General features: G+C 42.0%; 31 protein-coding genes, 1 tRNA gene and 1 pseudogene. 7 read left to right on the top strand and 26 right to left on the bottom strand.

What is annotated here, in order from left to right; all coding sequences use genetic code 11:
- Positions 1–245: 245 nt before the first annotated feature.
- Complete coding sequence (locus tag V756_RS0113245; protein ID WP_081719861.1) at positions 246–572, top strand: YqzG/YhdC family protein; 327 nt, start codon at positions 246–248, stop codon at positions 570–572.
- Positions 573–613: 41 nt separating this feature from the next.
- Here the strand turns inward: V756_RS0113245 and V756_RS0113240 are convergent, their stop codons facing one another.
- The 9 genes from V756_RS0113240 to corA all read right to left on the bottom strand — a co-directional run bounded on the left by V756_RS0113240 (position 614) and on the right by corA (position 6,336).
- Positions 614–793, bottom strand: coding sequence for a YqzE family protein (locus V756_RS0113240; RefSeq protein WP_024715069.1), 180 nt, complete (start codon positions 791–793; stop codon positions 614–616).
- A gap of 71 nt (positions 794–864) precedes the next feature.
- On the bottom strand, positions 865–1,239 hold the full coding sequence (comGG, locus tag V756_RS0113235) for a competence type IV pilus minor pilin ComGG (protein WP_024715068.1): 375 nt from the start codon (positions 1,237–1,239) through the stop codon (positions 865–867).
- Positions 1,240–1,623, bottom strand: coding sequence for a competence type IV pilus minor pilin ComGF (gene comGF, locus V756_RS0113230; protein ID WP_024715067.1), 384 nt, complete (start codon positions 1,621–1,623; stop codon positions 1,240–1,242). It lies immediately after the preceding gene.
- A 25-nt stretch (positions 1,624–1,648) separates the two neighbouring features.
- Positions 1,649–1,996, bottom strand: a complete 348-nt coding sequence (gene comGE / locus V756_RS0113225) for a competence type IV pilus minor pilin ComGE (protein WP_024715066.1) — start codon at positions 1,994–1,996, stop codon at positions 1,649–1,651.
- Positions 1,980–2,411 carry a competence type IV pilus minor pilin ComGD gene (gene comGD / locus V756_RS0113220; protein ID WP_024715065.1) on the bottom strand — a complete coding sequence of 144 codons (432 nt, stop codon included), beginning with the start codon at positions 2,409–2,411 and terminating at the stop codon, positions 1,980–1,982. The genes comGE and comGD overlap by 17 nt, the downstream gene beginning before the upstream one ends.
- On the bottom strand, positions 2,401–2,697 hold the full coding sequence (comGC, locus tag V756_RS0113215) for a comG operon protein ComGC (protein ID WP_024715064.1): 297 nt from the start codon (positions 2,695–2,697) through the stop codon (positions 2,401–2,403). Before comGC ends, comGD begins: the two co-directional genes overlap by 11 nt.
- A 13-nt stretch (positions 2,698–2,710) precedes the next feature.
- Positions 2,711–3,748 (bottom strand): competence type IV pilus assembly protein ComGB, encoded by a 1,038-nt coding sequence (gene comGB, locus V756_RS0113210; RefSeq protein ID WP_024715063.1) that lies wholly within the window; start codon positions 3,746–3,748, stop codon positions 2,711–2,713.
- On the bottom strand, positions 3,735–4,805 hold the full coding sequence (comGA, locus tag V756_RS0113205; protein ID WP_024715062.1) for a competence protein ComGA: 1,071 nt from the start codon (positions 4,803–4,805) through the stop codon (positions 3,735–3,737). The genes comGB and comGA overlap by 14 nt, the downstream gene beginning before the upstream one ends.
- A 577-nt stretch (positions 4,806–5,382) precedes the next feature.
- A complete protein-coding gene (gene corA / locus V756_RS0113195; RefSeq protein ID WP_024715061.1) occupies positions 5,383–6,336 on the bottom strand; it encodes a magnesium transporter CorA in 954 nt (317 codons plus the stop codon).
- 142 nt (positions 6,337–6,478) lie between these two features.
- On the opposite strand from corA, the gene V756_RS0113190 reads away from it, so the two are divergent.
- Positions 6,479–7,807: a hemolysin family protein gene (locus V756_RS0113190; RefSeq protein ID WP_024715060.1), complete on the top strand. Its 1,329-nt coding sequence runs from the start codon at positions 6,479–6,481 to the stop codon at positions 7,805–7,807.
- Positions 7,808–7,855: 48 nt separating this feature from the next.
- On the opposite strand, the gene rsbRD is transcribed toward V756_RS0113190, so the two are convergent.
- Positions 7,856–8,695, bottom strand: coding sequence for an RsbT co-antagonist protein RsbRD (gene rsbRD, locus V756_RS0113185; RefSeq protein WP_024715059.1), 840 nt, complete (start codon positions 8,693–8,695; stop codon positions 7,856–7,858).
- A gap of 86 nt (positions 8,696–8,781) precedes the next feature.
- Between rsbRD and V756_RS0113180 the strand changes: the two genes are divergently transcribed.
- Positions 8,782–8,852, top strand: a tRNA-Gln gene (locus V756_RS0113180).
- Between the two features lie 66 nt (positions 8,853–8,918).
- Here V756_RS0113180 and mgsR read toward each other — a convergent pair.
- Entirely contained in the window at positions 8,919–9,296 is a 378-nt protein-coding gene (gene mgsR / locus V756_RS0113175) for a transcriptional regulator MgsR (RefSeq protein ID WP_032682101.1), read from the bottom strand.
- A 220-nt stretch (positions 9,297–9,516) separates the two neighbouring features.
- Between mgsR and V756_RS0113170 the strand changes: the two genes are divergently transcribed.
- Positions 9,517–9,762 (top strand): DUF2626 domain-containing protein, encoded by a 246-nt coding sequence (locus V756_RS0113170; protein ID WP_003226300.1) that lies wholly within the window; start codon positions 9,517–9,519, stop codon positions 9,760–9,762.
- Between the two features lie 39 nt (positions 9,763–9,801).
- On the opposite strand, the gene V756_RS0113165 is transcribed toward V756_RS0113170, so the two are convergent.
- On the bottom strand, positions 9,802–10,437 hold the full coding sequence (locus V756_RS0113165; protein WP_024715057.1) for an MBL fold metallo-hydrolase: 636 nt from the start codon (positions 10,435–10,437) through the stop codon (positions 9,802–9,804).
- 157 nt (positions 10,438–10,594) lie between these two features.
- Between V756_RS0113165 and V756_RS0113160 the strand changes: the two genes are divergently transcribed.
- Complete coding sequence (locus V756_RS0113160; RefSeq protein ID WP_014114408.1) at positions 10,595–10,768, top strand: DUF2759 domain-containing protein; 174 nt, start codon at positions 10,595–10,597, stop codon at positions 10,766–10,768.
- A 30-nt stretch (positions 10,769–10,798) separates the two neighbouring features.
- Here V756_RS0113160 and V756_RS0113155 read toward each other — a convergent pair whose 3' ends face one another.
- The 12 genes and pseudogenes from V756_RS0113155 to V756_RS0113105 form a co-directional block, all read right to left on the bottom strand.
- Positions 10,799–11,113, bottom strand: coding sequence for an MTH1187 family thiamine-binding protein (locus V756_RS0113155; protein WP_024715056.1), 315 nt, complete (start codon positions 11,111–11,113; stop codon positions 10,799–10,801).
- Positions 11,114–11,115: 2 nt separating this feature from the next.
- A complete protein-coding gene (locus tag V756_RS0113150) occupies positions 11,116–12,168 on the bottom strand; it encodes a YqgU-like beta propeller domain-containing protein (RefSeq protein WP_024715055.1) in 1,053 nt (350 codons plus the stop codon).
- Between the two features lie 67 nt (positions 12,169–12,235).
- On the bottom strand, positions 12,236–13,366 hold the full coding sequence (locus V756_RS0113145; protein WP_081719860.1) for a M14 family metallopeptidase: 1,131 nt from the start codon (positions 13,364–13,366) through the stop codon (positions 12,236–12,238).
- An 82-nt stretch (positions 13,367–13,448) separates the two neighbouring features.
- Positions 13,449–15,365 (bottom strand): LTA synthase family protein, encoded by a 1,917-nt coding sequence (locus V756_RS0113140; RefSeq protein ID WP_024715053.1) that lies wholly within the window; start codon positions 15,363–15,365, stop codon positions 13,449–13,451.
- Between the two features lie 115 nt (positions 15,366–15,480).
- Positions 15,481–16,446: a glucose kinase GlcK gene (glcK, locus tag V756_RS0113135; RefSeq protein WP_024715052.1), complete on the bottom strand. Its 966-nt coding sequence runs from the start codon at positions 16,444–16,446 to the stop codon at positions 15,481–15,483.
- 10 nt (positions 16,447–16,456) lie between these two features.
- A pseudogene (locus V756_RS0113130) lies at positions 16,457–16,673 on the bottom strand (YqgQ family protein).
- A 109-nt stretch (positions 16,674–16,782) separates the two neighbouring features.
- A complete protein-coding gene (gene yqgP, locus V756_RS0113125; protein ID WP_024715050.1) occupies positions 16,783–18,294 on the bottom strand; it encodes a rhomboid protease YqgP in 1,512 nt (503 codons plus the stop codon).
- Between the two features lie 87 nt (positions 18,295–18,381).
- Positions 18,382–18,555 carry a protein YqgO gene (gene yqgO, locus V756_RS01000000122390; RefSeq protein ID WP_032682100.1) on the bottom strand — a complete coding sequence of 58 codons (174 nt, stop codon included), beginning with the start codon at positions 18,553–18,555 and terminating at the stop codon, positions 18,382–18,384.
- A 66-nt stretch (positions 18,556–18,621) separates the two neighbouring features.
- Entirely contained in the window at positions 18,622–19,185 is a 564-nt protein-coding gene (locus V756_RS0113115) for a 5-formyltetrahydrofolate cyclo-ligase (RefSeq protein ID WP_024715049.1), read from the bottom strand.
- 84 nt (positions 19,186–19,269) lie between these two features.
- On the bottom strand, positions 19,270–19,419 hold the full coding sequence (rpmG, locus tag V756_RS01000000122385; protein WP_003153056.1) for a 50S ribosomal protein L33: 150 nt from the start codon (positions 19,417–19,419) through the stop codon (positions 19,270–19,272).
- Positions 19,420–19,502: 83 nt separating this feature from the next.
- Positions 19,503–20,582, bottom strand: coding sequence for a glycosyltransferase family 4 protein (locus tag V756_RS0113110; RefSeq protein WP_024715048.1), 1,080 nt, complete (start codon positions 20,580–20,582; stop codon positions 19,503–19,505).
- On the bottom strand, positions 20,579–21,049 hold the full coding sequence (locus tag V756_RS0113105; protein WP_024715047.1) for a hypothetical protein: 471 nt from the start codon (positions 21,047–21,049) through the stop codon (positions 20,579–20,581). The genes V756_RS0113110 and V756_RS0113105 overlap by 4 nt, the downstream gene beginning before the upstream one ends.
- A gap of 179 nt (positions 21,050–21,228) precedes the next feature.
- On the opposite strand from V756_RS0113105, the gene V756_RS0113100 reads away from it, so the two are divergent.
- Positions 21,229–21,582 (top strand): hypothetical protein, encoded by a 354-nt coding sequence (locus V756_RS0113100; RefSeq protein WP_024715046.1) that lies wholly within the window; start codon positions 21,229–21,231, stop codon positions 21,580–21,582.
- Complete coding sequence (locus V756_RS0113095) at positions 21,579–22,043, top strand: endolytic transglycosylase MltG (protein ID WP_024715045.1); 465 nt, start codon at positions 21,579–21,581, stop codon at positions 22,041–22,043. Before V756_RS0113100 ends, V756_RS0113095 begins: the two co-directional genes overlap by 4 nt.
- A 29-nt stretch (positions 22,044–22,072) precedes the next feature.
- On the opposite strand, the gene pstB (V756_RS0113090) is transcribed toward V756_RS0113095, so the two are convergent.
- Positions 22,073–22,855, bottom strand: a complete 783-nt coding sequence (gene pstB / locus V756_RS0113090) for a phosphate ABC transporter ATP-binding protein PstB (protein ID WP_024715044.1) — start codon at positions 22,853–22,855, stop codon at positions 22,073–22,075.
- A 10-nt stretch (positions 22,856–22,865) separates the two neighbouring features.
- Positions 22,866–23,675, bottom strand: coding sequence for a phosphate ABC transporter ATP-binding protein PstB (pstB, locus tag V756_RS0113085; RefSeq protein ID WP_024715043.1), 810 nt, complete (start codon positions 23,673–23,675; stop codon positions 22,866–22,868).
- Between the last annotated feature and the right edge of the window lie 8 nt (positions 23,676–23,683).

The following is a 23,683-nucleotide window of genomic DNA, read 5'->3' as shown; positions in this document are numbered from 1 at the left end:
TCACTGGATATGACAATCGTTCTCTTTAAAGAACCTAGCAACTAGAGTATAATCAACGATTAATCGATTGAAAACCACCAAAATCGTTCATTTTGTTCGTTAAAAAGAATATTTCCGCCATATTACAAAGTCTTGCTCCATATTGCTCACCTTTTTATTTTTTGAAATTTTTGGAACTACAAACGGAAAACGAAATGCATATCGATTTTTGATTTGGTAATCATAAACAAAGAAAGGGTGACAGCATGATGATCAAACAATGTGTGATTTGTCTTTCTCTTCTCGTTTTCGGCACCGCTGCCGCTCACGCAGAAGAAACACCGCTTGTAACCGCCCGCCACATGTCCAAATGGGAAGCTCTTGCAGTAAAAGAAGCAAAAAAAAGGTACCCGCTCGCACAGGTACTGTTCAAACAAAAGGTATGGGACCGCAAAAGAAAAGATGAAGCCGTGAAGCAATATCACTTAACGCTGAGGGAAGGATCAAAGGAATTCGGCGTTTTTGTGACAATTTCATTCGATCCCTACAGCCAAAAAGTTAATAAAATTGCCATATTAGAAGAATATCAATAAGGTCCTCCATTGTTGAAGGACCTTACTCGTTATATTCGCTATTATTTTTTCCGCTTCAGCCATAGCTTGAAACCATAGGGCAAAATACCGAACCAGTGCTGTGAAACAGGCGTTTTTATTTCTTTCCGAACCTCTTTTCGTTCTTTCCGCTCATCCCTCGGGGTATCTATATATTTGACAAATTGCTGAGTCATATATTTGACATAATCATTCGTTTTCACGTGATCACCTCATCATTCAATTATTATAAAGTGTCGGCTCACATGACTTTTTTTATACTCTTTTCTCTGCTTTATTCTGTCCAGTTCAGCAGTTTTTTCTGCTTTTGATCAAACACGATCTGTGCAGTTCTTTCTGTTCCAGACTCCGTCAACGCTCTTAGGCTGATTTCTTTTTGCTCTTTTTTGGTCGTATCGTGAATACGATAAGATACCTGCCCATATGTAAACTGCTGTGAACCCTGTTGCCCTTTCCTCTGTTCAAGAACATGCCGAATTGACAGAAGAGCGCCATTTTGAAGCAAATTCTCTCCTGTGTAAAATTCTTTTGTTTCCTTTTCAAACAAGCAGCGTGAAACATATTGAGCAGCAGTAAAGTTCACAACGAGCAATACAAGTGCGGAGACAAACAGAACAGCTGGATAAATAAACCCATTCGTGCGGTACATTTATCCTCCTCCTAAATACGGGTAAACCGGAAAAGCAGTTTGATACATTTTTTCGTTCTCACTCTTAATGTTGAGCAAAACAACCCCATTTTCAATATCAGCTCTCATGGCTGTAATATGATCTAGAATCGGAACATGCCCTTTACCATCTACCCTTTTTCTTATCATGGAATGATAGGTTTCAAAACGGATATCTTGGCCGGACAGATTGGTGCAGATCAGCACGCTCCCATGCTCGGATGTCTTAACAGCGTGTGACTGCTTGCACTCATTCATCATCTGTTCCATCGATATCATCCATTCTTGCTGTGTGAAACCGTCATGTTCCTGCTGTCGTGACAAAAACAGCTGAAAGATAGCAGCTAACGAACCTGATATGAGCAAAAAGACGGAAAGTGAAAACAAGACGTTAAGAAGCGTATAGCCAGTCTGTCCGCAGAATGCTGCGGCAAAATGGTTTTTCTTTATAAACTGATGCTGAGATGCACACGTTTTGATACTCCCCCTCCTCCTCCCACTTCATTTCATAATTAATATTGTTTTTTGTAACCGTTTTTGGCGCAGTGTCTTTACCAGTCATCATATATTTGCTAATGCTTTCATTCAGCATCTGGTAGCCGATTTCACGAGATCCTGCCATTTTTTCATCGGCTATCAGCTTGTTCCATAAAGGAACGACTGTCAGCAGCAGAAACAGCCACAGGCTTAGTGCAGATATTGTTTCAATTGTAGAAAAGCCTTTATTTTCTCTCCACATTGACTCTCCCGCTCCCTAAATAAACTGTTATGTCATAGTCAGTATGTCCTTTTACTCTTACTTTTCCGCCTGAATTCGGGTGACCTTTCTCATTAAATTCCAAACGGTCTTTTAATGTCTGTGGTTCTATAGAAAGTCCCAATGCATACGGCCGTTCAATTACCGTATCACCCATGACTAATTGATAATTGTTTCTCTGAAAGAGAATGTTTGTTCTTTGATGAGTGGACATTGCAGTCTGCTGCGCAAGCATAATGTCGTTTTTTAGCTGCCATGCAGCCTGACGAACAGAAGTATTAGCATAAACAGGAGGAAGTGTGGTAAACACGGCAATCAAGAGGATAGAGGCGAGACTTAACACAAGCAAGCTTTCTAAAAGAGTAAATCCCTTCTCCTCGTTTAATTTAATGTTCAACCTTAACTTCTCCGCCACTGATGATAATGCGCTTCCCGTTTGGACAAACTGCATCCTTTTTCACATAACCCTCTGACTGCAAATCAGCCAGGCTCGGTGTTCGCCCTTCATGATCGAGCTCAAATGCGGTCATTTGGGCCTTAATCATGTTTTGCAGGCCTTCACAGCCCTTTTTCTGAATGGTTTGGTTATGTTTTGTGACGTTCGGTATCGTAATTAAAAGCAATATCGAAATAATAAAGAGCACAATCAGCATTTCAACAAGTGTAAATCCTTTTTCGTTCATCAGCCTCTTCCTTTCACATTTGATTCATCATCTGATACATGGGCAAAAGCATAGATAAATACACAATGACGATCATTGCTGCAACAAACCCATAAATGATCGGCTGCAGGATGCCTGTCCATTTTTGCACCTTGTGCTCCATCCGCTGCAATATGAACTGGCTGTATGTGAACAGCTCCCGATCAAGACGGCCGTTCAGCTGTCCGTGAGATATGACTTTTGAAAAATCAGTTTCATAAAAAGGACTTTTACAAATAGCGGCTTCAATTGATTCACCAGCTTTCAGCCGTTCAATCACCTGTTCGGCCTCGCTGCGGTAGAAAGGGAGGAACGTTTGATGTTTAAATGCGTTAAGGCTGTCATAAATGGAGAGACCTGATTGTAAAAGGCTGCTTAGCTGCAAAGAAAAAAAGTAGCTGTTAAACAGCCTGATCAGTTGTCCAATCAAAGGTAACCTGATACAAATAAGCATTTGCCGGGCAGGTGATTTTTTCTTAAACACAAGCCAATAATAAAGCCCGATACCTGCTGCAAAAAGAACCAGCAAAATGATCACAAGATCAAAATGCTGAAAAAAAGCAAAAAGCATGTCAGTTGAATGTGAGGTTTCCATATTCATCGATTGATAAATACCGGAAAACTGAGGAATGATGATCGACTGTAATATATAAAACATGACAGCAACAGTAAAGATGAGGAAAAGCGGATACCGCAACACCCTTTTCATCTGATCCGCCTGTGCCATTTTTCGTTCTAGCAGCTCTCCGCTCTGGATCATGGAAGCAGGCAGTTCTCCATGTGTTTCAGCAAAATAACAAATACCTACGGCTTCCTTATGAAATGACAAGCTCTGTAATACTTGATAAAACGGAGCCCCTTCCCTCAAACGTGTGACCGCGTCAGCCAAGGCATCAGCCTGCCTCTTATTCATCTGGAGTTCCATCAGATGCAATCCATCCAGAAGTGTATATCCGCCCGCCGTCATTTCACCGAGCCGCTTTAATAACTGTGCTTGATCCTTTAACGTCCAAGTTTTTCTAATCTGTTTCATGATAAACCCACCGGTCATAGTTGTTGGTCGTCAAGTAGCCAAGCGCAATTCCTTTTCGGATAATTTGACGGAGTGTTTGATATTGGTAATTTGCATGATTTCCTTTTGCCTCCTGAATGCATTGCTGAAGATTTTTTCCGTAAAGGAGCTCATAAACACTTGCTCTCCTGGTGTTCCGTGACTGGCGGCAATACACCGATGAACAACCGTTTTCACAAAACGGACAAGCTAAATCAACTAAACGCTGAGCAGCTATTGCAATGAGAGTCTGTTCGATTTCATTCATATTGATGCCGAATTCAAGCAGCCTGTAAATCGCGCCCTTCGCATCTCTCGTATGAAGGCTCGTCAGCACCAGATGCCCCGTCATCGCTGCCCGCACAGCAATTTTAGCGGTTTCCGCGTCTCTGATCTCACCTAAAATAATCATATCCGGGTCATGGCGCAAAATCGCTCTCAGCCCTGCGGAATAGGTCACGCCTGCTTTTTCATTCACCTGTACTTGAAGAACATCCTCGTCCCTTGTTTCAACAGGGTCCTCCAGTGTGACAATATTTCGATTAAAGTGTTTTTTTGCATATTGAACGAGAGCATATAATGTGGTGGTCTTGCCCGAACCAGTCGGCCCGGTAAAAATGAGCATGCCGTGGGAATGTTTTAAGAAAGAGAGTAAGGTGGCTCCTGTCTTTGGAAATAGTGACAGTCTGTCTATTGAAGGGATATTGTATTGAGGCATCACTCTGATTACGAGACTTTCTTCATTAATTGTGGGGAGCGTTGACATTCTTAAATGAACATGTCCCTCTTCAAGCTTTAGCGTAAGGGAGCCATTTTGCGGTTTTCGTCTTTCTCCTATGTCCATTGCTGAGAGGAATTTAAAATGGGAAATCAGTCTTGCACACTCTTCTTTTTTCATGTTCCTTTTTTTCAGCAAGGCATGATCCACTCGAAAATGAATGATAGCGTCACGCTCCCTCGGCACAATATGAATATCAGAAGCCTTCGTTATATATGCCTCTTCAATCAAGGTTCTGCTTATCTTTTCTATTGAATCCAAATTGATTCCCCTCCTTTCAATTCGTATTGTAGAAAAAGAAGAACCCATAATCAAACTGGGAAAAAGTGATTTCCTGAAGGTGTTATATGACGAAAAATCATTTTCTGATGGAAGAAAAGATGGTTTTTAGCTACATGACCTGCTTGATTTCATTATTTTCTCCAAAAAGCAGGCATGATCATCATCACGCCTGCTTCACTTCATCTTTTATTATGCTGATTTGAAATTTCGCTTAATGCTTCTCCGTTTTTTTGATCAGTATCTTTCTTAACGGAAAGATCGCCTAATGCAACAATGCCTGCAATTCGTTCGTTTTCAAGAATCGGGTAAACCGCGGATTTGGGTGTTATTCCATAATATGGATACGATATCACCCCTCATGATGTCACTTGCTTTGCATTCATCTAATTTTCAGCTAAGCATCTCGTCACAGTATCCCGGTCAGAAACAATCCTTTGAAGTGTCCCATGAATAGAACCGATATTGCAGTTGAAGCGGTTGGTTTACAGCATTCTACCCACTCCTCCTTTACCGGGTTCGATTTATTTTTTATTCACTGCACAAAAAATCAAATACTCTACAGTATCCGCCTTTTACGAGATTTCTTTTTCTCCTTCCGTTCCTGCAGCATATCTCCCGTCCAGCCTTTCTTCTTCAAATATAGGTAGATGAGAACCGTAGACGTGATAATCAATAAGAGAGAAAAGAGATATCCGTATTTCCAATTTAGCTCAGGCATCACTGAAAAGTTCATCCCCCAGAGAGCGCCCAGTGCTGTAATCGGCGTAAAAAGCGTTGTGAAAATGGTCAGTGCTTTTACAATTTCATTTCCCCTGTGAGAGGTAATGACTTCCTCTGAATGCAGCAGATTGTTAAGCTCTCCTTCAAATTCACTGATGTATGTAAATCCCCTGTCGATTTTCAGGCGGGTTCGCTGATAGTCCTTTTTTTCTTCATTTTCCGGCAAAAAGGTTTCTTTCAACGCCATTTCAATTTTTTTAGCGCTTAGGATTAAGTTTTTCCAGATCATCAGCTCATGGCGCAGAAGATGAACGCGGTTTAAAATGCTTTTGCTATTGTCGTCTTTGATTTGCCATCTTAGCTTTCTCAGCTTTACTTCAAATTCATCAACACCGATTAGGTACGCATTCATTAACTCCCCGAGAAGAATCAAAAATCCCTCTATCGCATTGTCGGCTCTTTCCATTTGCTGAACAACTTGTTTTCCCTTGATCCCCTTCAAAATCGAAAAATCAAAGTTAATGGTAAAGAAATATTGTCTGGTAATATAAAAGTGAAAAACGGTATGGTCTTTTTCCTCACCAAGCCCCTGATCATATACAATCGAGCCAAATACCGCTTCATTATCCGTTTCAGTCGTGTCTACTCGCAAAAAATTAATATGATGATTATTTTCAAACCACTTTTCACATTGAGGCCAGTGAGAAAAATGGATCAGATCTCTTGCCTTATTTCTTTCCTGCGGGCCCATTTGGTACCAAAACCAATCCTTTCCCGTATGTGCCTTCATAACAAGCTCCTCCAAACTTTTGTTCTTTATTCTTTAATTGCCCAAGAAAAGCATTACTAAACCAATCAGCCTCTTTAACACATGTTTTGTGAGCAGTTTGCGGTGGTATGGAATGTAGAAAGACATCGGAAAAGGGAGGTGCATGCCTTCCTTGGAGAAGGCAGTTATTTTGGAATTTATCAATTTACTAGCAGTCGCTATTCTCATTTTGTTAACAGGATTTTTTGTTGCCGTAGAATTTTCGATCGTAAAAGTCCGGCGATCGAGAATTGATCAGCTTGTTGCTAAAGGCAAGAAAGGCGCTAAAGCAGCAAAGCATGTCATCACTCACCTTGATGAATATTTATCAGCTTGCCAGCTGGGCATCACAGTCGCAGCTTTAGGACTGGGCTGGCTTGGGGAACCGACTGTGCAAACCATGCTTCGGCCGCTTTTTCATAAAGCAGGGTTAAATGAGTCGCTTACTCATCTTCTTTCACTTGTCATCGCCTTTTTAGCGGTGACGTATTTAAATGTTGTCATCGGAGAGCTGGCGCCAAAGAGCTTCGCCATTCAAAAAGCTGAAAGCATTACCTTGCTATTCGCCAAACCGCTTATTTGGTTTTATAAGATCATGTTTCCATTCATTTGGCTGCTGAACCACTCTGCCCGGTTGATAACAGGGGCGTTTGGACTGAAGCCTGCATCAGAGCACGAACTGGCGTATACGGAGGAAGAGCTGCGGGTTCTTTTGGCTGAAAGCTATAAAAGCGGTGAAATCAGAAAAAGTGAATTGAAATATATGAATAATATCTTCACGTTTGACAAACGGATGGCAAAGGAAATCATGGTGCCGCGAAATGAGATGGTCAGTTTGTCACTTGATGAAGATTCCATTCCTCATCTGAAGGAAACAGTGAAGCAAACAAAATATACACGGTACCCAGTCGTTAAAGAGGATAAAGATAACGTCATCGGTGTAATCAATATGAAAGAAGTGCTGTTTTCCATGCTGACGAAAGATTTTTCACTCAAAAAACAGCAAATCGAACCTTTCATTCAACCTGTTATCCACGTGATTGAGACGATTCCTGTTTATAAATTACTGGTGAAAATGCAAAAGGAACGCACTCATATGGCCATCCTCATTGATGAATATGGCGGGACTTCCGGTTTGGTCACTGTCGAGGATATTATCGAAGAAATTGTTGGAGAAATCCGCGATGAATTTGATGCGGATGAAGTGCCTCCTATTCGCGAGCTTGGAAAGGATCACTACTTATTAAACGCAAAATTATTAATCAGCGATGTAAACAACCTGCTTGGAACAGATTTATCAGATACAGAAGTGGATACCTTGGGCGGCTGGTTTCTGACACAAAACATAGACGCCGAGCCTGAAAGTATCATTGACTATGACGGCTACTCTTTTAAGGTAAAAGATATCGACAGCCACCACATTTCATTTATAGAAGTTAAAAAAGCTGAATAGCCTGAAGGTGGCTGTTCAGCTTCTTTATTACAAGATAAATGAACGCCATCAACGCTCTTCTATCTTAAATCCTTTATTGGCCAAGGCTTTAGCGAGACTTTGCTCGGTTTTCACATTCGAAAAATCCAGACCAAGCTTCACCACAGTTTGGGCAATTTCCGGCCTGATTCCTGAAATAATCGTCTCAATGCCAAGCAGTTTGGTGCTGTCAATCACTTTAAAAATTTGATAGGCCACCATTGTATCGACGATGGGTACGCCTGAAATATCTAAAAACAAATACGAGAGCTTTAACGCCGAACATTGTTGCAGCACCGATTCCAAAATCGTTCTCGCTCTGTACGTATCAATTTCACCGACAAGCGGAAGGATCCCTACCCCCTCAGTTATCGGAATAATCGGCGCACTCAATTCATTAATCATTTCTTTTTGCGCGTTTAATTGGATCATGGTGACCTGGTGATACTCTTCAGTAAACACTTCGATGATCTCATCAATGGTTTGGTTCAACATCCTGCTCCACTCATACATATTCCGAATGCTGTTCTCCTGAGAAGACGCTTCGCTGAATTTCAAAATCCATTCAAACATGATCTGCCTGAACGCGTTAAACTGACCGACACTTTCTGTTACAGTCACTTCATGAACGGCACGGTCTCTGGCGCATTGAAGAGACCATCGATTGAGCTCATCCTTTACGCCTTCTGCCTTTCTAAGGGATTTCGCCACGATGGTCACTAATGCTTCATGCTGGTCTTTTAACTTTTTTTCTAATTTTTGCTGATCTTTAGCGGAATGCAGCCGGCTTCCTTTTGCCGTGCAAGCTTCCAGCCATTGTTTTATAATATCTTCTTTATGCTCTGTTATATGCTGATCAAGAGCCATCATCTTAATGAGCTCCCTCCTGTCTTTTGAAAATATATTTTCATATGTGTATAACGCGTCTGCCTCAGCACATACTATGTTTACATCATTGGGCTATAGCCAAGCGGTAAGGCAATGGACTTTGACTCCGTGATCGTTGGTTCGAATCCAGCTAGCCCAGTTTCTGAACAGGTGAAAAACCGAAGATAAGCTGATTCGTCTAAATCAGCGGATCTTCGGTTTTTCATCATGCAGATTGATGAACCGTTTTCTTTTTTGATAATTTCAACAGTTCTCCCGGATTATAACCAATCACCAGTTTTTTGTTGTCCACAAGAATCGGCCGTCTCAAAAGCTTCGGCTTATCAACTAAAAGTTCCAGCACCTCATTTACCGTCATCTCTTCAATGTTTAAGTTCAAATTTTTGAATGTCTGGCTTCTTGTTGCTAAAATTTCATCGATTCCCTCTGTCGTTAACGATAAAATGTACTTTAATTCTTCTACAGTGGGAGTTTCTCTGAATAAGTGCCGTTCATTAAATTCAATTTGATGCGCCTTTAGCCAATGTTTTGTTTTCCGGCATGACGTACAGCTTGGATATGAGTAAAAAATGATTTGTTCCATTCGTTTTTTTCCTCCTCAGTTAACCATCTCTTTGTAGAATAACTACCCGGATCATTTTTCATTTAAACCATTTAGGAAAAGTTTTTTTGAGTTATTTTAAAAAAATCATTCATATAATAGAAATATAAATTCCATTTGTATATAAGTAATGAAAATGTTTACATTTTTAGATGCGATCTATTATAATAAACATCAGAGGGACTCTCGGGAGGGGATAAAAATGAATCGCATGTTCCGGGTGTTAGGATTTTGGACAGGAATTTTTGCAGTCATGTTTTATTTGGGTGATATGAAAGATGCTTCCCTTTTATTTTTTGGTCAGACGATCTTATTTGTATTCCTATCGTATTTGAACTTAACTGAACGCATGTATATTTATATTTTTGGCGCCTATTTAACGATCTTCTTCGCCGGCTTTACATATTACTCGATTTTTATTATGGTGCCCGGCGGCGGAGGGCATTAAATGCAAAAAGAGACAAACCTTATCGGTTTGTCTCTTTTTTTACAGTGAAAACCCATTTAAAAACGGATTTTGATCCTGCTCTGTCCGCACGTCTGTTTCAGGGCCATGACCGCTTAACACCAGCGTGTCCTCCGGCAGCGTAAGCAGTTTTTCATGAATGGACGTCAGCAGCGTCTCTTGATCACCGCCTATTAAATCTGTACGCCCTATGCCGCCTTGAAACAGGACATCTCCAGAGATCACCAAGTCTGCATCCTTCACATAGTAAGAAACACTGCCTGGCGAATGTCCCGGCGTAAATAATGTTTTCAAATGAAACGGCCCGATATTCAGTTCACCGTCTCCTTCAATCAGATGGTCTGCGGGCTTAGCTGTGACTTCTATCCCCCGCAGCATGCCGGAGCCGTTTAAAGAGGCGTCCGTAAGCCAATTCTTTTCATTCTGATGCAGGTAAACAGGGATATTCCATTTTTCTCTCACTTCGTCTAATGCCCCAATATGGTCAAAATGGGCATGTGTAAGTAAAATGGCTAAAGGCGTCAGCCCTTTTTCTTTTATGTATTGATTGATTTTATTTCCTTCACCGCCCGGATCAAAAATCAGGCATTGATCATCACTGATGAGAAAATATGCGTTCGCTTGAATCGGCCCTACCGGCATTCGTCTCCATTTCACTTTTATCACCTTTTTCTTTTTTATCCTCCTATTATGAAGGTTTTTGAAAAAAGATTCAATCAATCGCAATGAAAACGCTATCGACAAACCTATAAAAAACAGGTAGAATAAAACTGGAAAGAATTGCAGGTTTTTCAATGTAAAAGGGGGCTGCGTAATGTTACTTGTCGTGATTTTCGGCCTTGTCGCTCTTTTCGCTTTATGGGGAGTCTTGCGTTCTGTGAAGAATAGAAATATACTTGGATTTTTATTGGCCGGAGCCACTTTATTTGTCTTTGGCTGGTTTACCGTGATGACGGTGATAAACAGCGGCTATCCAACCGCACATTAAAACCTGTATCCGATCGGATACAGGTTTATTTTATTGCTGTAAATGTTTATTGACACTTTCTATTTTGCTTTTAAGCGTTGTTTTTTTGTCACGCCTGTCATCGATGCGGATGTTAGTTGCCACTCTGTGCAGCCCTTGTTGAAACGGCGCTTCGTGAATAGCCTGAATGACTGTGAAAAGGTCACTCAGTTCTCCCTCGATCAGCGTATTCATAGGTGTCAGCTGATATTTGATTTTCCCTTCAGCTTTATACCCTTCTAAAATCTTTTGCACATCGGCCACATAAGCACTGACACTAGGTGTTTCCGTACCGATTGGGATAATGGTTACATCTGCGATAGCCATCGTTATTCCATCTCCTTGTGATCAATGATGAGTTGCTTCGTTTCATGTGATTTCAATAACATAATCTGCTCAAAATGAAAGCCGTATAATGCATATTTCCCGTTCGGAGATATTTGAATCGGCTCCATTTCCGGCAAAGAGAAAAGATCTTTAGCCTTCCCCGTTGCCACATTGACAGCTGCGAGCTTATACGCATCGCCGCTTTCCTTAAACGTATAAAACAGGCCTTCTCCTTCATCATAGTCATACTCCATCGGAGCCAAACTAGTATATTTCGTTTGGAGCGGCCATTCCACTGTAACTGGATATTTTGTTTGCGGTGTTTTAAACTGATACATCCCTTTTTCTTCGGAATCTGATTTGACAGTAAAACTCATTTGATGGAAAGAATCCAAGAAAAGAACGTCATCCTCAAGCTTCTGTTCCGTTTTCGTTTCTGTATCAAACGTATATAAAGAGCCTGACTTGTCATCTCTTCCCTCTTTTACATAATCAAATGTGTTTTTCGATGTCCAATGAATAAACGGAACCTGTACCGGACTTAGGTTAGACTCGTCTTTTTTAGCATTCACCTGATATGTATGGAAGTCCCAGTTTTCAGAGAATACCGTAACCATCATTTGATAAGGGTCATATTGATTCCAAGCAGCCTCCAGCTCATACGTTTCATAATCTTTTTGGTAGAGCAGCTCTCCCTTTGCATTAAGCAAAACCACTGCAGTCTTATGGCTGTGTGTGATTTGCAGCAGAATCATCTGCTTCCTTGGATTGATTTGAACATCAACGATCTGGCCATTTGTTTGATAGAGCTTTTTCGCTTTCCCGGTAAAGATGCGGTACGTATAAAGCTCCGTTTTCGTTGGATCAGACGCGGTATATAAAATGGTGCTGTCATTAAGCCATCCTTCCGCTCCGTCCGCTTTTTCCGCGGAAAGCGGTATGATATCTTTTTCCTCATCTTTTGCCGCTGATGCTTGTTGCTGCTGATGAGATGGTTCGCATGCCGACAAACTAAACAGCAACGCTGACAGCAGAATGAAACAAACTGATCTCATCAGCCTTCCCCCCGATCATCTTTTATTGTCTCATATTTACTTCGGCAGAAAAAAGAAAAAGTTTCAGTTACTCATGAAAAAATAACGCTCTCCACAAAATGCCGTTTGTCGCGTTATAAATATGTGAAAACTGCTGAAACGGCAAAGGATTTTGCCCCTTTCCAAGTTCCACCGTATACCCTTCTTTAAAATAATGGTGAATAAACCAATCGCGAAATCCAGCATAGCTGTCTATATCCCTTATTCCTTTATAAATGTTCCCGCTTACCTTCTCAAAATCCTCTATGACAGCAGCAGATTCTTCAGGCTCAAGTCCTTTATAGCCCCAATAAATTTCTTCTCCCTGAGTATGGAGAGCCAGCAGTCTGTCAGGCGGATTCTCCATTATCAGCCGGTACATCGCAATGGATTCCGGCTCCGTAAGCGGAGAAATTCCCGGAAAATCACGGTAGCTCGGCTCTGTCGGTTTGCGGTATTTTTCAATTTCCCATAGCGACGGAAATTGTTTATTTAAATCGACCCCGTTTATATTCGCCTTCCATTCATTATAATTCGGACGATGGCCATTTAGCCTTTCGAGCTCATCCTTCCTGGCCCCCATACTTTCTGCTCCGTTTAAGACAAGATCAACGCCATCCGGATTAACAAGAGGCACAAGAGACAAGGAAGTGCTGCTGAACAGCTTCATGGGAGAAAAGCCGAAAAAAGAAGAGCCGCAGCATAATGACATACAGTATTCCTTAAACCATTTCAGCAGAACGGACGTTGTAATCCACTCATTCGCATGAAATGAGGCGTTCATATGGACCTTTTTTGCGGCATGCTCCCCGCCAGTCTTCAGCTCCCAGATTGGCCTGCCGAGTACAGAACGGCCGATTTCCCGGCATGAAACAAACGGAAACACATCAATGATCTTTTTTATCTCCTTTTCAACAGCTGAATGATCATAGATTTTTTCTTGCTTCACCCAGCTATCAGAAAGGTCCAGCTGCCAAGGCTGCAAAAAGCTCTTTATGTCCTCAATGGTTTGCAGCTCCTTGTCGTTCTGCTCTTCTATAATGTAACCAGGACAATACAATTGATCTTTCTGTGCAAAGCGATTTGCAATGTTAAGCAATTCCTCGTCTATCTCCAGCTCTCTCGCCACTTTGGCTAAATTGTGCTTGATCTCAGGTTTCACCGTAATAAACGCCATCATTATCCCCCTTTTTTGTTACTATATGACAGCGTGTTTAAAAAAAGAAAGCCTCCCGCTCACTTTGATGCGGGAGACATTGTGGTTATGATGCCTGATCTAGCATTTGTTTTTCTTTTCGTTTCGGCGTATTGTCCAGCCGTTTCTGATCATAAAAGCGTAACAAATCCCCATAAATGATTTCATCGGAAAGTGATAGCTCCTGTTTCGCTTTATCGGCAAAGGCATCACATTGTTTTGCCTCTTTTAGCGGCTTTCCGGTCTCTTTGTCATAACAAGCACCATCTGTGTAAACGACCTGATCCGTAATAAAGCTCCCGTCCCGAAGCACCGTAAAGTCCAGTTTTTCATCTGAAAGCAGGTCATTGCCGAATTGAATGTGATCTTTCGTGTCAATTCCTAAAAGATTCATCAGCGTCGGCCTGATATCAATCTGTCCGCCTACTGTTTCAATGGTTTGCGGCTTTTTATCGGTCATCCCGGGAATATGAATGACAAGCGGCACTTTTTGGAGCTGCACTTCTTCAAACGGTGTAATCTCTTTCCCTAAAAATTGCCCCATCGCTTCATTGTGGTTTTCCGATATTCCGTAATGATCACCGTACAATACGATGATAGAGTTGTCGTATAGCCCGTCTTCCTTCAGCTTTTCGATAAACCGTTTCAGCGCCTCATCCTGATAGCGCACTGTCGGGAAATATTTATTTAGCGTCTGGCTGCTTGAATCATATTCATCAATCAAATGATCCTCTTCATCAAGATCAAACGGGAAGTGGTTCGTCAGTGTGATCAGCCGCGAGTAAAACGGCTGAGGCAGATTTTTCATCAGCTCTGAAGACTGCTCAAAAAATTCTTTATCCTTAAGCCCCCAGCCGACTGAATTTTTGTCGGTTACGTCATACGACTGAATATCAAAAAACGAATCATATCCAAACGAGTCGTACATTAAGTCACGATTCCAAAAGCTTTTATTATTAGCATGAAGCACCGCAGAGTAATAACCGTTTTTTTTCAATATCTCAGGTGCAGCCATATATCGATTTCCTGCATTTGTAAAAAATACAGCGCCTCGTCCAAGCGGATACAATGAATTGTCCACGATAAATTCAGAATCCGATGTTTTCCCCTGGCCGGTTTGGTGGTAAACATTAGTAAAGTTATAGCTCTGTTTAATAAAGTCATTCAGAAAAGGCGTGATCTCTTCTCCATTCACCTTTTCATTGATCACAAAGCTTTGCGTCGACTCTAAGGATACAAGAATGACGTTTCTTCCTTTTGCAGCGCCGAACAAGCTTTTGTTGCCATCTTTCGCATTAGCGGTTACGTAGTTTTCAATTTCCGTGAGGCTGTTGCTGTCAGCCAACGCCCTTTGTGCGGACTGCTTTGACTGAAGAACACCGTCGTAAATATGAAAATTAAACAGGCTGATGTTTTTAACAAGCATTTCCCTGTCAAATGAGCGTGTCAACAGCTGAGGTCTTTCCGCTTCAGACAGCCCCAGATTGAAGAAATAAACAGACGCAACGAATAGAAAATATGCGGCCCGTTCATTTTTCGTGGAGGGAATGTCCGATTGAAAAGCTTTCTGCCGGATGTGAAGCCATATTAAAACAGCGATATCTACAGCCAATAGGAGGTCTGTCGGCTCAAGAAGTGTTCCGATGCTGCTTCCGAGATCACCCATATTGCTCGTTTGAAAAAGGACAGGGATGGTTAAGAAATCATTGTAAAAACGGTAAAAAACCATATTAGCCAGCAATACAAACGTAACAAGACAGCTCATCGCGATCATGTAGCGATTTCTGTTTTTGCCTTTTAAAAAAAGGCCAAAGCCAAAGATGAGCAGCAAAAAGCTCAATGGGTTGATAAACAGAATAAATTCCTGCGTTAGATTGTCGATTTTAATATGAAAACTGGTTTTGTAAACAGCATACGTTTTCAGCCACATCAATAAAATGGCAATCAGCATAAATGAAATCTTCGAAAAAAACGTTTTTCGCATTTCAACCTCCTATGCAGCACGCTCAAAAAATCAGTCTATTCCCAACATTCTCATTAACACATCAAATTAAATCTTAACCTGAGCACAACAAAAAATCAATTTCATTTACACAATTTTAACAATTTTGGTGTTTCAGCCATTCATTTTTAGCGATCCAAGCGCCTCCGATAACACCGGCATCATTACCAAGTGCTGCGATTGAAATATCAGCTGCTTGGGCTGCCCGCGGAAACGCGCATTTGCGGAATGTTTTTTCGACTTTTGATCTCAGCAGTTCTCCGGCTCTCGAAACACCGCCGCCAAGAACGATTTTTGACGGATTAAGCGAGCTTGCCAAATTTCCTAGCACCAAACCAAGGTGCTTGGCTACATAATCAACCACCTCAAGGGCAATTTCATCATTTTCACCCGCCGCTTCAAACACATCCCGCGCTGACAATTGTTCAGTTGCTTTTAAACGTGTCGTCTTTTTAGCATTTGCTATTTTTTCTTTTGCAATTCTTACAATTCCGGTTGCTGACGCAATCGTTTCGATACAGCCTGTTTTACCGCAATTGCAAGACGCCCCGCCTTCAGGAATGCTGCAAATATGGCCGATTTCTCCGCCGGCGCCGTTGATGCCATGGACAATTTCACCATTTGCAATAATGCCGCCGCCAACTCCAGTGCCAAGTGTCACGAGAATGACGTCTTTTGCACCGTCACCTGCTCCCTTCCACATTTCTCCGAGCGCTGCTATATTCGCGTCGTTTTCGATAACAGTCGGAATGCCTGTTTCTGTCTCCAGATGATTTTTCAATGCATAGTTTTCCCATCCCAGATTTACCGTTTCATAAACGACTCCTGCCGCCATATCTACAGGGCCTGGTGCGCCCATTCCGATGTATTTGAGGATATGCTTCGGTTTTTGCAGCTCATCCAGTTTGCTGTCGATTGTTTTTGCGATTGTAACTGTAATGGTGTCACCGGTTTTATCAGTCGGGACTTCCCACTTATGCTGAATTTCACCATATTGATTAATAAAAGCGAGTTTAATCGTCGTTCCTCCCAGGTCAATGCCTGCAAACCATATTTCGTCCATTTTTATCACCTTAACCTTTACATCTATCTCTTTCGTTTTTTTGTTTGTTCCAATTCTTTCCGAAGGACAGCCACGGCTTTGGCCCACTGCTCCTTCTCAATCATGTGGTTCATGTATAATTCCTTTAATTCATCTAGCATAAACTCAATCTCAAGCTCTCTGTCTCCAAAGTAAACGATGTGGCCAAATGTTTTTAACAGCTGCTGCACATCATAAAATGTATTCATTTTCTTCACCATTCTTGATTTTAACTATCTTAAGCGTATTCATATGGAAGCGGCCAGTCAAGTAGAAACCCCTGACAAACAGCAAAGCCTCCCTCTTAGGCATTTCCGTTTATGATTCTTTACTGTGTTCAATTTGCTGCTGCAGCTCTTTGTAGTGCTGCTCCTTCGGCTTTACGTTCAGAGCCGATTTGATCGCCTTTTCAGCTTGACCCAGCTCATTTTTTTCAGCATACAACGAGGCTAAATAATAATATGAGGCGTGGTCTTTAGGGTCTTTTTTCACTGCTCTTTCCAAAAGAGAAATCGCTTGGTCATATTCGCCGATTTGAATATCTGAAACAGCCAGAATTTTCAACAGATCGACTGAAGCATCTTTTTGCTCCGCTTCTCCATTCAGCAATTCCGTTACTTTTTCATACTTTCCTTCCTGATAAAGCTCGCTTGCCTGCTGAATCAGCGCTGACTCCTGATGAGAAGGCGAATGCAATCCGTAATATAAAAAAACGACCGTCAAAGCGATCAGCAAAACCGCTGACAGCACTCTTTTTCCAAAGGCTCCGGCTTTTGGCAATCCAAGTGCGGCTGCTGCGAAAAAGCCGCCAATCAAGCCGCCGATATGTCCCGAATTATCAATATTCGAAACTGCAAAACCAAAGCCCAGGTTAATGATAATAATGACAATAATATTGGTGCCAATTGTTCTTAAAAACATTTTCCGATTTGACAAAGCGACATACAGCAATGCGCCTAAGCATCCAAATATGGCTCCCGAAGCTCCTGCTGAAGGATACGGGCTGAACACAAAGCTTGCGATCGAACCCGTAATGCCAGCCGCCAGATAAATCAGCAGAAACCTGCCCGATCCGTACAACCGCTCAACGGCTGTACCGACCGACCATAAAGCCAGTGTGTTAAACGCTAAATGCGCAATGCCGATATGAAGCACGATCGGAGTCAGAAGCCGCCACCATTCTCCTGCTGCAATGAGGCTGTTTTCCTTCGCTCCAAAGGCGACCAGCGTCTCCGTATTTGTGCTGCCTCCGTTTCGTTCAAGCAAGAAAAACATCAAGATCTGAAGCGCAATGAATACATATGTAAAGATCGGTTTTCCATTTTGAAAAAACGCCGCTTCCTTTTTTCTCTGTTCCTCTTGTCTCAGCACGAGCGACAGGAAGCGTTCTCTCGCCATTTGCGCGTCTTCAAACGAATCGCGGGCATCTGCACGATATGATGGAAAAACAGCTTGAAGGTCATCACGAAGCATTGTCCCCCTCACAATCGCCGGTTCAACTGACACAGTTCCGTTCTCAAAAGGCTTTTCGGCAATCTCTTCCCAGTCATCGACAGGGGCTTCTTGTGAAAAACATACATTCAGCAGCTTCATCTTCCGTCTGCCAAGTTGCTTTCTGACTTGCTCTACCCGTTCAGCCTGCTCTTCGATATCTCTTGCCATTTCTTGACGGAAATCAAGGTCATGCTTAAAAAGGCGAACCAGATCATGAGAGGACTTGTCCGGTGCTTCCATCCATATTTCATCAGACTCACCGGCTTGTATGACGCCATACCCGCTATTCACTAGGTGAGCCGCGATGTTCCAGTATGTATACTCCAGCAAATACATGTTTACCGCTCCAATGGTTTTTTCTCATTATAACAGCTGGCGCTAAAAAACACCTACTAAAAGCAAAAAATCCCGTTTGACGGGATTTTAGAAAGCTTGCTGTATAAACTTATTGCGGATAAACGGAATTCTTAAAAAGAGATGAATAAAAGACCGTCTGATTCCCGGCTGGCTGAGTACAGTATTCATAAGCCGGTAGCGGTTTTGATAAAACATGACGGCAGAAACGGCGAAAATGGCATAAATCATAAATTTTTTCATCATATCCCTCCTGTCAATAGGATTTGTTATTCTTTCTTATTTATTCTTGAATAAGGAGCAGGAAAGTTATGAAAAACAAGAAATCATTTGATTCTCTGTTATCAGCTTATGTACCGGGATGTCATGGGGCCGGCGGGGAAGATGTGCAAACAGCTGACACTCCAAAAGCAATGAGACTGTCTTCCCTTTATACCCGCATAAATAACGGTCATAATATCCGCCGCCAAAGCCGATCCTAAACCCGGCAGTATCAAAACAAACGCCCGGAACAATGACCAGGTCAATTTGTGAGGGCTTTACTTCTTTTGTTTTTTCAATCACCGGCTCAAGAAGTCCGGCGTAAACGATTTCAAGCTGATCATCGGTCTGATATGTGCGAAATTGCATATTCTTCGTTTCCGGGTCGCATTTTGGAATGCAAACTTGTTTCCCTTCTTCCCAAGCCTGCTCAATTATGGGACGAGTCGGTATTTCCAGACCTCTGGAAATGGTGACGGCAATGGTGCTGGCATTTTGCCACTCAGGAATGGAAAATAAATCCTGGTATATTCGTGCGGTTTTTTGAAGAAGCTCTTCATTTGATACAGCAGATAGTGCCTCTATCGTTTTTTTTCTTACTTGTGATTTCATCTCTCATCCCCCCTTGGAATAGAAAAAAGCCAGAACCTTTTTCAAAGCTCTGGCTTCTTTCTCACACCTCAAACAGCTGGGCTGTTATTTTGTTTCACGGTGTAACGTAGATTTTTTATCACGTGGGCAATATTTTTTAAATTCAACGCGGTCTGGATTGTTGCGTTTGTTCTTTTTAGAAATATAGTTACGCTCACCACATTCAGTGCAAGCCAAAGTAATATTAACGCGCATTATTTTCCCTCCAAACTAAAATCATTTACTTATTCAGACTTATATATAATACCACTATAATCGACGGAATGCTAGGCTGTTTTTCAATGAATTGCTGAATTATTGAGGATTCTCCTATAAAGCTGCAAATATGATCCTGTAATGACCCGGGGATTGTGGAGTTTGATTACTTGTTGTCTGCCGGCTTCTTTTATGCGGCGGGCCTTTTCCCGGTCTTTCAATACCCTGTCCAGCAGATCAGCCGCTTCCTGCTCGCGAGTAAAATCAACGGTAATTGCCGTTTTGTCATGAACGGCGTAGTCACAAAAACCGCCCGACTGAGAAACGGCAGTCAGCACACCTTGTTCCATGCTTTCCTGCGCGGCAAGCCCAAACGGCTCATAAAAACTAGGGAAAACTGACATTTCACACTGAGACAGCAACGCTCTGATATCCCTTCTATGCAGAAACGGCAGGAAGATAACACGTTCCTTCAAGTTCAATGCCGCAGATAATTTCTCATAGGAGGATAGAGACGGCCCTTCCCCAGCCAGCACCAAATGCAGGTCAGGCTGACGCCGCCTCAAAACAGCAAACACCTTTAACAGCTGGGAAAACCCTTTTTCCGGAACAAACCTTCCAAACGAAAATAAGAACCTTCTATTCATGCTCCGTGGCAGTTCCCCCTTTTCTTCCTCCATAGATGCAGGACTCGGGATAACAGTTATTTTTTTATGTGCTGCCTGATCAAAAGCCTGTTTCATAAATGTGCTTAACACGATCAGTTCATCAGCAGATTCTATAAGGAGCCGTTCAGTCTGCTGTCTGTATGGATGCGGTGCTTCTCGGCACGCCTTCTTCCTTTCACTTTCAAGACCGTGGATTGTCGCAGCAAGCGGAAGGCCAAACTGTTCTTTCAAATAATGAGCAGCAGGGGCTGTCATGTCGTCATGGGCATGAATCAAATCGAAACGTTCCTTGCAGGATAAGACGTGCTGAACCAATGTAAAGTTGGCATCAGCTATGAAATCTTCAAACTGCGCATATGAAACCAGCCTCCTGCTTGGCGTAAAAACGGTAACATTGATATACGGCTTTACATAAGAAATGAGACGGTTTAAATGGACACCAAGCCCGCTTTTCGGCTCATGAGGATGTTCGAGGGACAGCATGAGAATATTCACCGTTCTTTTTCCCCTCTCTCATAACAGGTGTAGGCTGAAAATTGCTTCTCCCACTTGGTGTTTGCGTCCTCATTCTGAAAGCAGTGTATATCACTAATCCCGTTTCCAGCCAGATAAATGCCCTTTGTATCGGTGAGCTTGAGAGAGACATTCATTGCATTTACCATTCTGTATTCAGCCCGGTATACTGCATCACCAGCCGCCTGGCTCATCGTCCATTCCCCTTTATCATACGTTGTGCGTTTTGTCCTGACGGCTTCGATGCCTTGTCTTTTGATGACAACGCGCAATTCTTTTATCATGTCCTGCGGTTTTTCGAAAAGCATAGCTTCAGCAAGCCGCATTGTTTCTTCTGAAATTTCCCAGCGTACGGTCAAGGTGTGAGCGTTTTGAATGATCATGTCGAATGTGTCCCTAAAAAAAGAAAGCCTATGCCGTATATTATAGAGAAATGGGTATTTATCCATGGACTTCTAACACTCTCCTTTCCTATCGTTCACTCAGTGTTCCTATTAAACCATTACATAGAGAGGAAGCAAAGAAAGATTTCTCGACAAAATCTCGTTTTTTTCGCGAATTCCTTTAGAATCCATTGGTTTTATGGTATAAAAAAGAAGGATAAAAAAAGAATAGAAGGTGATGAAACGTGGAAATTGCTATTATTGCGTTGTTTATCGTCAGTATAGCGCTAATTGCATTCTCATATTCTCAAAGAGATCCGATGAAAGATGTAGAACAGGAACTCGAAACCCTGCAGCTTTCTGCGATGCAGGAAATTTACAAGCTCAAAAAGAAAATGACAGTGCTTGAGGAAGAATTATTGGAAACCAACCTTGTCATCCGCAAATCAAAGCATAGCGATATCAATCAAAAGGTCGCTAAACAAATACTTTCTAAATATAACAACGGCATGTCCGCTGAAGCGATTGCTAAAGCTGAACATGTATCAGTGGAAGACGTAAATACGATTATCAAAGATAACGAGAAGGTGCTCGTATGACAAAACGGGGCATTCAAGCATTTGCCGGCGGCATCATTTTAGCGACTGCCGTCCTTGCAGCTGTGTTTTATCTGACAGATGAAGATCAGGCCGCTGCTGTAAAAGAAAATAAAACAGTAACCGAACAAGACGTGAACAATTACCTTGATTCTAAAAAAATGGTTTCTGTGAACCGTGATGAATATCAAAAACTTCTCGATTCAAAAGAGAAATCACTGACCAATGACAGCAGCTCAGACGCGAAAACAGACAAAGTAAAAACGTACAAGCTCAAAATTAAAGACGGCATGAGCACTGCAGATGTATCAGCTATTCTTGAAAAAGAAGGCATCATCTCCTCTGCCCAAGACTTTAATGACTATGTCATTGATGCCGGCTATCACAAAGAAATCCGCGCCGGCGAGTTTAAAGTGAAATCAGATATGAGTTTCAAAAAGATCGTAAAAACGTTAACACGATAAAAAACAGGCTGATTGTCAGCCTGTTTTTTTTACCCAAACTTTCCGGTAATATAATCGAGAGTTCTTTGATCCTGCGGGGTAGAGAACATTTTATTGGTATTTCCGGATTCTACAAGCTCGCCCATGTAGAAAAAGGCGGTTTGATCAGAGACCCTTGCTGCCTGCTGCATGTTGTGCGTGACGATGACAATGGTATATTTATTTTTCAGCTCAAGAATGAGCTCTTCAATTTTCCTCGTTGAGATTGGGTCCAGTGCAGATGTCGGTTCATCCATCAGCAAAATATCAGGATTTGTCGCAAGTGCTCTTGCAATACAAAGACGCTGCTGCTGGCCCCCTGATAACGAGAGTGCAGATGAATGCAGACGATCCTTCACCTCATCCCATAACGCCACGTCTTTTAATGACTTTTCCACAATATCTTGAAGCTTCTTTTTATTTTTGGTGCCGTGGACTCTCGGACCGTAAGCGACATTATCAAAGATAGATTGCGGAAACGGATTCCCTTTTTGGAATACCATACCGATATTTTTTCGCAAATCGACGATATCCACTTTATCCTTTAAAATATTGCAGCCATTATAGTTCAGCTCACCTGCAAGCTTTACATTCGGCGTCATTTGAATCATTAAATTTAAGGTTTTGATGAATGTCGATTTCCCGCATCCTGATGGCCCGATGATCGCCGTGACCTCATGTTCATGAATGCTCAAGTTGATATTTTTCAACGCATGGTGCTGTCCATACCATAAGTTCATTCCATTGACTTGATAGACTTCGTGTTTCATTACAGCCTCAGTAGCAATACTCATTGCCGCCCTCCTATCCGAATTTCCCGTTAATATAATCCTCTGTCTTTTGCTGTTTCGGACTGGTGAAAATCTGTTCAGTCTGTCCGTATTCTACAAGTTGGCCATTTAAAAAGAATGCCGTCCGGTCAGAAACCCGTAGTGCCTGCTGCATATTGTGCGTGACAATAATAATCGAATATTCCCTTTTCAGTTCTGTCATTAATTCTTCTATTTTTGCATTTGAAATCGGATCTAGAGCTGAAGCTGGTTCATCCAGCAAAAGAACGGCGGGCTTCATCGCAAGCGTTCTCGCGATGCATAGACGCTGCTGCTGGCCCCCTGATAACGAGAGTGCAGATGAATGTAAACGATCCTTCACCTCATCCCAGAGCGCCGCTTTTCTTAAGCTTTCTTCCACAATCTCATCTAAAACAGCTTTATTCCGCTCTCCCGCATATTTTAATGCATGTGTGATATTCGCATAGATTGATTTCGGAAAAGGATTCGGTTTTTGAAAAACCATTCCGATTTCTCTTCTCAGGCTGACCACGTTAATATTTCCGCCCAGTATATTTAATCCTTCATAAAGGATTTTACCTTCCGCTCTTGCAGAAGGAATTAAGTCATTCATTCGGTTAATATTTCTCAAAAAAGTAGACTTTCCGCAGCCTGAGGGCCCAATCAAAGCGGTCACCGCATTCTTTTCAATCTCCATATTCACGTGGTGAACCGCTTGTTTATTCCCATAAAAAATAGACAAATCTTCCACTTGGAGCACGTGGTGCTGCTTCGGTATGAAAACAGCATGCTCAGGCTTTTCTTTTACCATTTGTTCAGACATGTTTTTCG

It is taken from the genome of Bacillus tequilensis KCTC 13622 (genome assembly GCF_000507145.1).
In the GTDB taxonomy this organism is placed as follows: Bacteria; Bacillota; Bacilli; order Bacillales; family Bacillaceae; genus Bacillus; species Bacillus tequilensis.
This window is presented reverse-complemented; position numbering and strand designations above follow the sequence as displayed.

Coding starts and splice junctions, on each gene's coding strand:
- V756_RS0113095 (WP_024715045.1), top strand. CDS start 21,579: ATGACAAAACGGGGCATTCAAGCATTTGCCGGCGGCATCATTTTAGCG.
- V756_RS0113115 (WP_024715049.1), bottom strand. CDS start 19,185: ATGAAATCACAAGTAAGAAAAAAAACGATAGAGGCACTATCTGCTGTA.
- V756_RS0113145 (WP_081719860.1), bottom strand. CDS start 13,366: ATGATGGCGTTTATTACGGTGAAACCTGAGATCAAGCACAATTTAGCC.
- mgsR (WP_032682101.1), bottom strand. CDS start 9,296: ATGGAACAAATCATTTTTTACTCATATCCAAGCTGTACGTCATGCCGG.
- yqgP (WP_024715050.1), bottom strand. CDS start 18,294: ATGTATTTGCTGGAGTATACATACTGGAACATCGCGGCTCACCTAGTG.
- V756_RS0113170 (WP_003226300.1), top strand. CDS start 9,517: ATGAATCGCATGTTCCGGGTGTTAGGATTTTGGACAGGAATTTTTGCA.
- pstB (WP_024715044.1), bottom strand. CDS start 22,855: ATGAGTATTGCTACTGAGGCTGTAATGAAACACGAAGTCTATCAAGTC.
- V756_RS0113105 (WP_024715047.1), bottom strand. CDS start 21,049: ATGGATAAATACCCATTTCTCTATAATATACGGCATAGGCTTTCTTTT.
- V756_RS0113160 (WP_014114408.1), top strand. CDS start 10,595: ATGTTACTTGTCGTGATTTTCGGCCTTGTCGCTCTTTTCGCTTTATGG.
- pstB (WP_024715043.1), bottom strand. CDS start 23,675: ATGTCTGAACAAATGGTAAAAGAAAAGCCTGAGCATGCTGTTTTCATA.
- V756_RS0113140 (WP_024715053.1), bottom strand. CDS start 15,365: ATGCGAAAAACGTTTTTTTCGAAGATTTCATTTATGCTGATTGCCATT.
- comGC (WP_024715064.1), bottom strand. CDS start 2,697: ATGAACGAAAAAGGATTTACACTTGTTGAAATGCTGATTGTGCTCTTT.
- comGG (WP_024715068.1), bottom strand. CDS start 1,239: ATGTACCGCACGAATGGGTTTATTTATCCAGCTGTTCTGTTTGTCTCC.
- V756_RS0113245 (WP_081719861.1), top strand. CDS start 246: ATGATGATCAAACAATGTGTGATTTGTCTTTCTCTTCTCGTTTTCGGC.
- corA (WP_024715061.1), bottom strand. CDS start 6,336: ATGAAGGCACATACGGGAAAGGATTGGTTTTGGTACCAAATGGGCCCG.
- V756_RS0113190 (WP_024715060.1), top strand. CDS start 6,479: ATGCCTTCCTTGGAGAAGGCAGTTATTTTGGAATTTATCAATTTACTA.
- comGE (WP_024715066.1), bottom strand. CDS start 1,996: ATGTGGAGAGAAAATAAAGGCTTTTCTACAATTGAAACAATATCTGCA.
- comGB (WP_024715063.1), bottom strand. CDS start 3,748: ATGAAACAGATTAGAAAAACTTGGACGTTAAAGGATCAAGCACAGTTA.
- yqgO (WP_032682100.1), bottom strand. CDS start 18,555: ATGAAAAAATTTATGATTTATGCCATTTTCGCCGTTTCTGCCGTCATG.
- rpmG (WP_003153056.1), bottom strand. CDS start 19,419: ATGCGCGTTAATATTACTTTGGCTTGCACTGAATGTGGTGAGCGTAAC.
- V756_RS0113150 (WP_024715055.1), bottom strand. CDS start 12,168: ATGAGATCAGTTTGTTTCATTCTGCTGTCAGCGTTGCTGTTTAGTTTG.
- V756_RS0113155 (WP_024715056.1), bottom strand. CDS start 11,113: ATGGCTATCGCAGATGTAACCATTATCCCAATCGGTACGGAAACACCT.
- rsbRD (WP_024715059.1), bottom strand. CDS start 8,695: ATGATGGCTCTTGATCAGCATATAACAGAGCATAAAGAAGATATTATA.
- glcK (WP_024715052.1), bottom strand. CDS start 16,446: ATGGACGAAATATGGTTTGCAGGCATTGACCTGGGAGGAACGACGATT.